Consider the following 11,440-nt stretch of genomic DNA (forward strand, 5'->3'; position numbering starts at 1 on the left):
TTGCGCGTCTAACTCATCACTACTACAATATATTTATGGGTAATCCCCTTACTTCCAGTAAGGATTTATCCATCTCATTACTTAAACTGTTAGAATGTAGGATGCAATGGTATATCGACTTCATCACTTGGACCTCGCGTCCGTACTTTAGACTGATAACCGGCTCCTCATTCACAGTGTTCGTTTTATGCAGGTTGAATCACATTAGGTGCATTCGTGTCACACACAGTAGTTTGAACAGGTAATGAGTAAAACTGGTATTTATCCATTGTAATATTTTTTAAGGAGTGATAAATTTATGAACGCAGTAGGTATCGATGTTTCAAAAGGTAAAAGTATGGTTACAATTCTGAGACCATTTGGGGAGATTGTATCCTCTCCTTTTGAGATTAAGCACACATCCAGTGATATCCATTCACTTATTAAACTTATTCATTCTATCGAAGGTGAATCCCGGGTTGTAATGGAACATACCGGCCGCTACTACGAAGCACTTGCTCACCAGCTTTCAGCAGCAGATCTCTTTGTCAGTGCTGTTAATCCCAAGTTGGTCAAAGATTTTAATAACGATTCTCTTCGCAAAATCAAGTCCGACAAAGCTGATTCTGTCAAGATTGCCCGCTACGCTCTTGACAAATGGCAAAGTCTTGAACCGTATAGTATTACAGATGAATTACGCGCTCAGCTAAAGGTCATGAATCGTCAGTTTCATTTCTATGTGAAACAAAAAACGGCTATGAAAAATAATCTTATTGGCCTCATTGACCAGACCTATCCAAATGCAAATACTTATTTCAATAGTCCCACCCGCAGTGATGGTTCCCAGAAATGGGTTGATTTTGTCTCTACATACTGGCATGTAGATTGCATTCGTAAAATGTCTCTAAACGCTTTTGTTGAACATTATCAGAACTGGTGCAAGCGCAAAAAATATGCCTTCAATAAATCAAAAGCGGAAGAAATTTACACCAAAACAAAGGAACTTGTTCCAGTATTTCCTAAGAATGAAATAACCAAACATATCATCAGACAAGCTGTCGATCAGCTCAACAGTACTTCCGTTACTGTCGAAACAATACGCACTCTCATGAACGAGACTGCCTCAAAGCTTCCTGAATACTCAATTGTCATGCAGTTTAAAGGGATTGGTCCATCTCTCGGTCCACAGCTTATGGCTGAGATCGGTGATGTAACCAGATTCACGCATAAAGGAGCCCTTACTGCATTCGCCGGAGTTGATCCTGGGGTAAACGAATCTGGTTCCTATGCCCAAAAAAGCGTCCCAACATCCAAACGTGGATCTTCAAATTTAAGAAAGACTCTTTTTCAAGTAATGGATGTTCTTATCAAAACCATGCCTCAGGATGATCCTGTATATCAATTCATGGACAGAAAACGCACCCAGGGTAAGCCTTACTATGTTTATATGACTGCAGGTGCTAATAAATTTCTCAGAATATACTATGGACGAGTGAAAGAATATCTTTCTGTTCTTCCTGATCCAAGCTAATTCAAAACTTTTACTTTCAGACCAGCACTGGTTGTGGTGGCCTTATTTTAATGCCTAATTTTTAACCTGTAAAGTTTTTTAACTTTCTTCAATTTTAGTATTGACTTTTTATTTGCAGGCTAAAGTAACGAGAATGCGACGCGCAGTTTTCAATAGAAAACAATGCTCTTGCTGATTTCAGATCATTTCGGGCTGTTTCCAGACGATATAACACCAGATCCCGTCTAGTACCGATTTCCTGATTATGCTGCTCCATACAAAACTACCCCTTCTTTATGAATATTGGAATAAAATGGATAGTTCACAATCCACTTGTTAAAATGTGCTTCACTTTTTGCAATAGGCTTAATATCCGTGTCATGATCCATATTAAAGTCATAGGTCATGTACGAGAGCTGTTGTGCATATGCCTTTAATTCCAGATCTGACATATCTACCAGAATCATAATGTCCACATCAGAATCCGGACGGAAGTCACCCCTTGCATAAGAACCATAAAGGATTATCTGACGTACATGGGAACCATAAATCTTCTTGACCTCTTCCACATACTGTTTAATTAAATCCTGCATAATCTTTGGCATACATCATCACCTCATTTTCTGCTGATAATACTATAAGTTTCTCGATTCACAAATCTTTCTTCTTGATTTTATTATAACCAGTTTACCTTCGTTTCTCAATCAGTATTTTCCATGTATCAATTTTACTACTTTCTTCGACGAATTTTGTTCACCGTTATAGCCAATCCATCATGTCCATTTACTTTTAACGCATCGTTTATTATGCTTTATATAGTATTATTTTACCTTTCCAAATCAATATATGGTATGCAAATTAATATCAAGATACTAGGAGACAAAGTATTCCACTGCGTTTTCCGGGAAGAATTCCTTAAACTCACCATACAGCTGTGCTGCAAGTGTTTTATTGTGCGCTATGATCAAGGTTGGCTAAGCCCCATTAACAAGGCAAAGACCATCTGCATATGGATCCGTGTCTCCTTCGATGCTTCCAGCAACAGTTTTACCTGCTCCAAAGTATATGTTTTAGTCTCATCTACAATAATCGTATAATACTTTGACTTTTTTACTCCTTTTGGCAGTTCCAAACCTTCACAGGGATTCGTCATAATCAACCTTTTCGATAATGCGTATCTCATAGAGGTATTCATAATTGTTCTTGCCCTTTTAGGAATAGCAGAATATTGTTTTACAGGTTCTTTATACATTTTCATCAGATGCCCTTGATTGAGCGCAAGCAGCCTCAGACCGCCAATTCTGGGAATAATATGTTTCTGAATACAGTCCCTATAATTATAATAGATATTCGCCGTAAATGACATATCAGATGGAGACATTCTCCATCTGATATACTATCATACAGATACGATTATTTCAATATATGACTAAACCCCAACAGTTTAGCATCGTAATACCCAATTGCCACCTTTAAAAAGATAACTGTATCTTTTTTTCATAAATATTAATAATTCTTCCTATAAATAAGGCTGTCAGTATGGTTCCTATACCAAGACCATAAAAATGGGTATGATTAATTAAACATAAAATAATAGTGACAAACACAAGTGTAATATCAAAAGTATTTTTCACTATTGAAAAAGGAAAAGAGAAGACTTCTGAAATAGTTTTTACAATACCATCAGTTGGTGTTAAAATAAGATTTGTTTTCACGCTTAAAAATACGCCCATTGCAGTAATGAACATCGTCATAATAAAACAAATAACCCTTAAGTATAAACTTAACGATAATGTAGGAATTATAAAATCATATAAATCAGTCAACCAACCAAAAGCAAACGATAACGGAATTTCTAAAATAAAAGTAACTGTGATCTTTTTGGATAAAATACATTGAATAATAACAAATATTAAGTAACAGATAATAGAAGCTGTTCCTAAAGAAATGTTATAGATTTGTGATATTGAATACATCACAGAACTAAAAGCAGCAACTCCTAAATCAAAGCGAACATTTAATACAACAGCAAAAGCTATTAAATTCAAACCAAGAAAATACAAAAAATATTTTTTCATTCTTATTACCTCATCATTTCTATGGTACTGTAAGCCACCAGAACCGGAGATTCTGCCTTGATGGCACACTTATAAAAAGCCCAAAGGTCTTGATTTCAAGGCTTTCAGGCTTAAGTTAACCCCAGCGGAGTCTGTTGTGTTTATCTTACTGGAATTTCACCTTCATCTATCAGTCTGTCTGGGGAAAATACAATACGGATTCTTCCGTCTGTCGCAACCTTGCAATCTCCGTCAAACGCATTCTTACCGCCATCCTCGATTTTCGCAGTTCCTGAAAGGATATTCTCACAGATGCGTATCGCTGTATTCATGATGCTATGATCCATGGAACCAACGAAAGGCATTCCCGCATATCCCACATGGCCATTAAAATTGCGGTCAAATTCACTTTCATAGGACTTGATTTTATCCAGAGCTCCCAATAGTGTATTAATACTGTCTCTGCAGAGCAGATTACCATTGCAGGCATCTCCAGAAAACAGGATTCGCTCTTTCCGATCAAGGAAACAACAGCCTCCCGATGTATGACCCGGTGTCTCAATTACCTCGATACTGCGTCCCCCCAGCTCAAACACCATCCCCTCCTTCAAAGGAAGACATTTTGGCATCTTTTGTATCCGCCGGATATCCGCAGGGCTACAGTCATACACATCGTAAGCTCCCATATTTCCCAAAAGTTCCACATAATCTGCGATGCTATCATAATTTATCGGTTTAAGACTATCCTCATCTTTTTCGTGAATATATACCTCTTCAAACTGAGCAGCTCCTCCGATATGATCCGGATGTCCATGTGTCAGCACTACATCATAGGGAAGCGGAGTCAGCCAGGAAATCAGCTTTTTCAGGTCTGTCATTCCGACACCCGTATCGATGAGTAATGCACGTTCCGTACCTTTTAACAAAAACATGGCTGTCATACCAGCCTCATTGATAACCCAGGTGTCTTTTGCAATCTCCGTCACCTGATATGTAGTCAGCTTTGCCATATGCATTCCATCCTTTCCGCATCAGTGCATAAATACATTTTCTGCATCCTCATCTAATGGTACAGTAAATGCCGGAGCATGTTTAACAAGAAGCTCCATCAGCCTGTGGTCATAATTATCTTTAACTTCGCAGATATTGTCAAAAATCATAATTGCCTCTTTACCTGGCTCACATACCGGCCACTGCGGAAGAGAAGGAACGGAAGGATTTCCGTATCTCGCAAAGTTTATCCAGGCACCACATATTCTCTCCTGCAGGCGGTCTGTTTCTCCCGGCACATTGCAGATAGGAATTCGGTCAATATTATGGAAAACAAACGGGATTTCAGAGCAATGCCATGCCAGTTTTCCTCCCTCATATGGGAATTCATAATTAAACATGTAGGAATATACGGGAGCTTCCTTATGTACTGACTTCTTCGCAATGAAATCTTTCGATGCATAACGGAAAATATAATCCAGCGACAGAACATCTACAAGGCGATTATTCGGATATGCTTTTTCGAATTCTGCTGCAATCTCTTCTGCATCCTCCTGAAAGCATTTTTCCAGAAGTTTCATCGTTTCCTCACGGGTCAGTTCATCCCTATTCTCCAGAACCGGCTTGAAATCAAATTCTCCAAAAACGCTACCCACTATCACCGGAATCTTTTTTGCTCCATCGGTAAATCCTACTCTGCGCGGATCACCGGCATACCATGAATTTGCTCTCGGCTCTCCTCCCACGTAGAGTCCTTTCTCCTGCAGCTTGGGTGACACCTTGTTATATGCTTCCGCAAGGAAATAGTAAGGAATCGTTTCCAAATCCTCAACGGATTCCAACTTCAATTCCGTCAGAAGGGCCTCCACAATTGCGGTACCGTCATCCTCTGCCTCTTTTTTACCTTCTTCTATTACGCCGCTCTGGATAATCCCCTTATGGAATAAACCTTCTGCAGCCGGTGTATTCATCAGGGAATAAACTTTCATTCCACCACCGGACTGACCAAACAGGGTTACATTACCTGGATCTCCGCCAAAACCAGCAATATTGTCCTGAATCCAATGAAGGGCTGCGACCATATCTGCATTTCCCACATTAGCAGAATTGTAGTATTTTTCCCCATAAGCAGATAAATCAAGATATCCCAAAATATTCAGACGATGGTTCAATGACACGACAACCACATCTCCGTACTCACTCAGATGATCTCCCTCATACGCCACCTGTTCAATGGATGAGCCTGCAAAGAATCCACCTCCGTGCAACCATACCATAACCGGTTTTTTTGCTTCCGGATCCAGACTCTGTGTCCAAATATTCAGATACTGGCAATTCTCATCCATTGGCCAGTAACGATGTGGGATCATAACCTCCATCAACGGATGATCCTGCATCAGCATAGGGCACACATAACCGTAGGCCAGAGCATTTTTAATACCTTTCCATGGTTTTACCTCTCTTGGCATTTGAAAGCGATCAGCATCAGCATACTTGATGCCATGGAAAGTGTATGTAGAATTCATCTTAAATCCCCGTATCTTACCCGCCTTAGTCTGAACTACCGGTTCTGCCTTACTACAGTAAAAACAATTTCCCATTTTGTATTCCACCTTTCTTTAGTAATTTTATGTATATCTTATTTCATTACCATTTTGTCATTTTTTTGTTACCGTTTTATTACATCTCTATCTCCACATACAGTTTGCATATTGGTCTCTTCCTGTATTGCAGCCCGATACTGAGAGGGAGTCATATGATAATGCTTTTTAAACACACGAAAAAAGTTTTCCGTATTTTCATATCCAATCTCTTTTCCAGCTTCAGTCATCCTCTCATTTTCTAAACTTTTTCACCTCATTATGCAATAATTGTTGATACCCATCTACTATAATCCCATACATTTCAGAATGATCCGAAGATTATGGACTGCACATCTTTGCACATCTCCGAGACACAGACGAGGTTTCTTATCCAAATGTCCTTTGTACCCGATTGCTCTGCCATCATCTAAAATAAAAGCAACTTTCTCATTGGCCGGGCATATCTTTGGCACAAAACTTGCCGGATCATTGAAAAATGTTTTCATATCATTTGCCTGCATGTAGACTTTTTCCCCATCAACCAAAATCTCTCCATCCTTCATCTCGGCAGTATGTCCTTCACCCAGCGGTGCCATGACTGTATCCGGTCCTTCCGGATCAACCGTAAAGGAATTCCAGCGGGCTGCGAAAACCGGTGCAAATGGTACTTCCTGCACCATAATTACCTGCCCACGTTCATCAAACTCCGGCATAACTGTTCTCACAGCCTGAAGAATATTCATGGCCCTTCCTTTTCCTCCCGGCATAATCAAATCATTTCCGGCATGCATGGATTTCCAGGGTGTACTGCTGCCTCCGTTCCAATCAGTCATGATCAGACCTTCAAATCCCCATTCTCCGCGGGCAAGATCCGTACATAAGTCATAACTATCTGCTGTAGGAACACCGTTGATCAGATTGTAGGAACTCATGATAGACAACGGCTGAGATTCCTGAATAGCAATTTTATAGGGTTCCAGATAAATCTCCCTCAGTGCCCGCTGACCAATCACAGAATCCACAGCATTCCGATTCGTCTCCTGATTATTAGCTGCATAATGCTTAATGCATCCACCTCCTCCTGGCAGGCTCTGAAGACCGCGTACCATTGCTGACGCCATCTTTCCAGATATGAGAGGATCTTCAGAAAAATATTCAAAATTTCGTCCGCACATAGGATCACGCTGAATATTCATTCCTGGTCCCAGAAGCAAATCAATCCGCATTGCCTGCATATCTGCTGCCATTCCGCATCCTACCTGTTCCAAAATTTCCGGATCAAAAGACTGAGCAAGAAGCGTACCCACCGGCCATGCCGTACAGTAATGGTATACCTGCCTCTTTTCCCCCGATTCCAGATCGGTTGCCTCAAACTGCTGTGTGATACGCACACCGCCCGGACCGTCTGCCAATACAATAGAAGAAACACCATAACTTTCCAGTGCGTGTGTTGTTTCCCCTGCCGCTCCAGGTACAGATTCCGAACTGGCTCCAATCACAGGATTGTTCTCATCCTGCACACCCCAGCCTGTACCACAGCAAAGATCCGCCAATTGTGCAGCATCAAGCTGTGCGGCAAATTCTTCCATTGACACTCTGCCCGAAGCCACATCATTCAGCTTCCATTCTTTCTTTTCCACATACCGTACTGTTTCGTAAGGCATAACCGGCTGATAGCTGGTATCTGTCGCATATGTAACCACCTTTTCATCGCTATAGGCTGAACGCGAATCCAGCGTTTCCGGTATCTGCACAGCCAGAAGAACCGGTACATCCTTCCATATAGTTTCATCCTTTCGGTCAGTTAACCCCTTCTTTTCCTCCAAAGTTTCCGTTAACGGAAGCTCCACCAATACCTGTTCTGTCAAAGCAGTTTGTTCCAGCCGAATCTTGCACACCGGTTTTGTATCTCTGGAAGAAGTACCGATACGCACTCCATAATCTCCTTTTGACAGAATATAACCTCCTGCATTTTCACTATAAGATGCAAGATTACGCAGCGGTATGCGGATTTTGATATCTTCCTTTTCGCCCGGTGCCAGTAACATCGTTTTTTGGAAACCTTTCAGCTCCTGTTCCGGCATATCCATCTCCGATACCGGTGCAGAAACATATACCTGCACAACTTCACGTCCGGCAAACGCTCCTGTATTTTCTACTGTTACGCCAAGAACCAGTGTATCCTCATCCAGCGATGCCTCCAGATTTCCCAGTGCAAATGTCGTATAGGAGAGTCCATAACCAAAAGGATAACCCGGATCAACATTAAATGTATCAAAGTAACGATAACCTACATAAATTCCTTCCGCATATACTGCTTTATTAAAATCCTGAAGGAAATTGCCTGCCGTAGGATAATCTTCATATTTTTTTGCCCAGGTTGCGGTCAGCTTTCCTGACGGTGTTGCCTTACCTGTGAGAATATCGGTAACGGCGGCTCCTCCCTCCTGTCCTGCCTGCCCCATGAGAAGAATAGCATCCGCACAAGCCGCCTCCAGATCCTGCACCGATATGGAGCCCGGAACATTCAGCACCAGTACCAATGAGGAAAAAGCTGACCGCAGCTTTTTAAGATTATCCATCTCCACTGCAGAAAGCCTGTAATCTCCAATTTCATACTTTTTATCCCCAATGGATACTTCTTTTTTCATGAAACGATCATTTCCCTCACCGGAATTTCTCGAAATGACACAAATAGCAGTTTCTGTTTCTTTTGCATATTCTTCCAGTTTTTCTGTTGTCAGCGGTTCCTCCGGAAACGCAAAAACACTCATGACCTGGTCCTTCATCTCTCTTTTGGCCAGATCATAGCATCTGGCCCACGCCATCTGCTGTTCCCGGTTCACAATCTCAAAACCTTCTGTTTCCATAGCATTCAGAATATTAATATGATAACGCAGAGACTGATCCACATCCTGATCACCACCGCCGGAAAGACCGCCGTTAAAAGGATCTCCCGATCCCGTTCCGCCGCGGATTGTTCTGGCAGCTCCGTTTCCAAACAAGGCAATCTTTCCCCTGCCCTTTAACGGAAGAACCCCATTTATGTTTTTTAAAAGTACCATTCCCTGCGTCGCCGCTTCTCTCGATATTGCAGCACCGCTGATCTCACGTTCGGACATCGGCGGATATATCGTATTACTTTTCATATTTTTTCCCTGCCTTTCATTTCTATTCCCCTCTTATCCATTTATGAAAAGAACCTGACTCCTTACGAATCAGGTCCCTTTATCAGTTTCCATATTTTTGTTTATGAAATTTTTTCTGCCAGGAAATCTGTCATCATCTGTTCTGTTTCTTCCAATCCATTAGCCTCATAATCCGCAATCAGCTTATCCCAGTTTGCATCAAAATTATCTACACTTTCTGTCACGCACTTAATCAGTCCCGGCCATGCAATCTCATTCAGAATTTCCACATTGTTCGTAATCTCCTGCGGTGTCGCATATGCCCAAAGTGGGGAATACGGCGGTGTTTCGAATTCATCTGGCTGCGGGAAGATATCGGTCAGCATCTCTACATTCCATGCTTCACAAGCTGCCTTCTGCTCCTCGTTATACTCTGCAATTACAGATTCTCTCGTAACAGGTGTGTAAGGATTACCATTTTCATCCACTGCACCGTCTCCATAAATCGGAAATCCCGTATAATTGCCAATACCAGTATTTTTTCCGTAATCCGGATCAGAACTTGCTTTTGCAATCTCTTCTTCCGTACGATATCTCATTCCATTCTCATCTACAAAATAGTTTTCTCCTTCAACACCCCATTTGTAAAGTACTGCACCCTCATCGGAGCAGAGATAATCAAGGAATTTAATTGCACGAACCGGATCCTCACAGTCCTTTGTGATTGCCAGTCCGTATCCAACCTGAAGACCCTGATACATCAGTGTGGGTGCCTTCGTCTCAGCATCAATTGTCACAGGAAGCGGACAATATGTTTTATCCAGTTTTCCTTCTGCTTTCAATGTTGCTTCCGCCTGTCCATAATGCCAAAGTGCATCAGTAATAGCTACAACACGTCCGCTGGCAAGCTTTGCAATGTAATCGTCATCTGTCTGTGTTGCAAAGTTTGGATCCAGAATTCCCTCATCATACATACGACTCAGCCATCTGAAATATTCTTTTTCTTTATCACTCACATGCTTGTAAATGCAGTTATAGTTATCATCAACAAGCCAGGAACCGTTATCCGGTGCACCATCAGCAATAAATCCAGCGGGATTACTGAGTGTAATGAGCCAGTGCCAGTCAGCAGCACTCATGGAAATACCAATGGTATCCAGACCATCATCGGTTTTAGGATGTGCTGCCAGGTACTGCTTGATCAGGGCTTCATACTCCTCCAGAGTCTTAGGATATTCATAATTATTTTCCTTAAGAGCTGCGTACTGTATCTGGCAGTTTCCTCCGGTTGCCAAAATCTGGTATCCTACACCAGCATAAGAAAGCTGATATATTCCTTCATCTCCAGAACCCCATTTCAGCTTTTCAAACTCATCGCCGTACATTTTTTTAATATTTGGACCATATTCCTCGATCAGATCTGTCATATCAATAAGTGCACCTGCCTCATACAGACTGTTTACACTTTGCTTAGCATAAATCATATCTGGATATTTGTCCTCAGCAATCATCAAAGATATATCCTCGTCAGGATCGCCTGTACTGGATACCGGATAGGAAATATCCAAAGTCACACCTGTGGCTTCAGTAATCGCCTGAGCAACAGGATTTTCCCAGTTACCATTTTTTCCGTCTGCATTGTAGTACTTGAAAGTTATAGGTGACAAATCATCCTTACTGTCCCCAGTACTGCTCTCGCTGTTTTCATTCTTGCTGCTTTCGCTCTTACTGCTTTCCGTATCCTTGGAGCCACATCCTGCCACTGTTCCAACGCAGAGTGCTGCTACCATAAGCAGAGCTAAAATTTTCTTCCTTTTCATGTTATTCCTCCCTATATTCTTAGAAAGTCCTACTATAAGGCCAAACATTTGAGATTTTACAATACCTCTATTATTTGTCTCTCATTGCAATAACTCTCCAAAATTATTTTAGATTTTCACGCGCGTTTTTACTTATCTAAAAGATATCATGGATAGTATATTGGAAGATATAGAAGAATTAACCTTTAAATTTAGAAATATTGACTAATCATTTTTGTAAAAAAAGGTACACCCGTGCGAACCTTGAAAATTTCATATAAAACAATAAATTTATGTCAGGAAATGGTATCATGATCTCAGATTATTTGTGAGGTGATCCCATGTCTTTTGCTAAGAATGAATAATTTCTTATTCACAGAAGAAGGGACCAGGG

9 protein-coding genes and 1 pseudogene are annotated in these 11,440 nt (G+C 41.2%); 1 reads left to right on the plus strand and 9 read right to left on the minus strand.

The window, feature by feature from the left end:
* Positions 1-298: 298 nt before the first annotated feature.
* Complete coding sequence (locus DXB83_RS16040; RefSeq protein WP_055218916.1) at positions 299-1,510, plus strand: IS110 family transposase; 1,212 nt, start codon at positions 299-301, stop codon at positions 1,508-1,510.
* A gap of 242 nt (positions 1,511-1,752) precedes the next feature.
* Here the strand turns inward: DXB83_RS16040 and DXB83_RS16050 are convergent, their stop codons facing one another.
* From DXB83_RS16050 to DXB83_RS16085, 9 genes and pseudogenes are all read right to left on the minus strand, one after another.
* Entirely contained in the window at positions 1,753-2,094 is a 342-nt protein-coding gene (locus tag DXB83_RS16050; RefSeq protein WP_055220717.1) for a nucleotidyltransferase domain-containing protein, read from the minus strand.
* Between the two features lie 270 nt (positions 2,095-2,364).
* Positions 2,365-2,463 (minus strand): annotated as a pseudogene (locus DXB83_RS17315) (DEAD/DEAH box helicase family protein); the annotation flags it as partial.
* The gene (locus tag DXB83_RS16055; protein WP_158581126.1) at positions 2,454-2,747 is read right to left on the minus strand and encodes a hypothetical protein; all 294 of its coding nucleotides are present in this window, start codon (positions 2,745-2,747) and stop codon (positions 2,454-2,456) included. The pseudogene DXB83_RS17315 and the gene DXB83_RS16055, both read right to left, overlap by 10 nt.
* Before the next feature lie 214 nt (positions 2,748-2,961).
* Positions 2,962-3,567 carry a YczE/YyaS/YitT family protein gene (locus DXB83_RS16060; RefSeq protein WP_117510997.1) on the minus strand — a complete coding sequence of 202 codons (606 nt, stop codon included), beginning with the start codon at positions 3,565-3,567 and terminating at the stop codon, positions 2,962-2,964.
* A 140-nt stretch (positions 3,568-3,707) separates the two neighbouring features.
* A complete protein-coding gene (locus DXB83_RS16065; protein ID WP_158555036.1) occupies positions 3,708-4,556 on the minus strand; it encodes an MBL fold metallo-hydrolase in 849 nt (282 codons plus the stop codon).
* A 21-nt stretch (positions 4,557-4,577) separates the two neighbouring features.
* Positions 4,578-6,137: a carboxylesterase/lipase family protein gene (locus DXB83_RS16070; protein WP_118697879.1), complete on the minus strand. Its 1,560-nt coding sequence runs from the start codon at positions 6,135-6,137 to the stop codon at positions 4,578-4,580.
* Between the two features lie 68 nt (positions 6,138-6,205).
* A complete protein-coding gene (locus tag DXB83_RS17440) occupies positions 6,206-6,367 on the minus strand; it encodes a helix-turn-helix domain-containing protein (protein ID WP_118697880.1) in 162 nt (53 codons plus the stop codon).
* Between the two features lie 57 nt (positions 6,368-6,424).
* The gene (locus tag DXB83_RS16080) at positions 6,425-9,268 is read right to left on the minus strand and encodes a beta-glucosidase (protein WP_118697881.1); all 2,844 of its coding nucleotides are present in this window, start codon (positions 9,266-9,268) and stop codon (positions 6,425-6,427) included.
* A gap of 101 nt (positions 9,269-9,369) precedes the next feature.
* Complete coding sequence (locus DXB83_RS16085) at positions 9,370-11,067, minus strand: extracellular solute-binding protein (protein WP_055220729.1); 1,698 nt, start codon at positions 11,065-11,067, stop codon at positions 9,370-9,372.
* Between the last annotated feature and the right edge of the window lie 373 nt (positions 11,068-11,440).

Source organism: Blautia sp. OM06-15AC (assembly GCF_003481425.1).
In the GTDB taxonomy this organism is placed as follows: Bacteria; Bacillota; Clostridia; order Lachnospirales; family Lachnospiraceae; genus Fusicatenibacter; species Fusicatenibacter saccharivorans.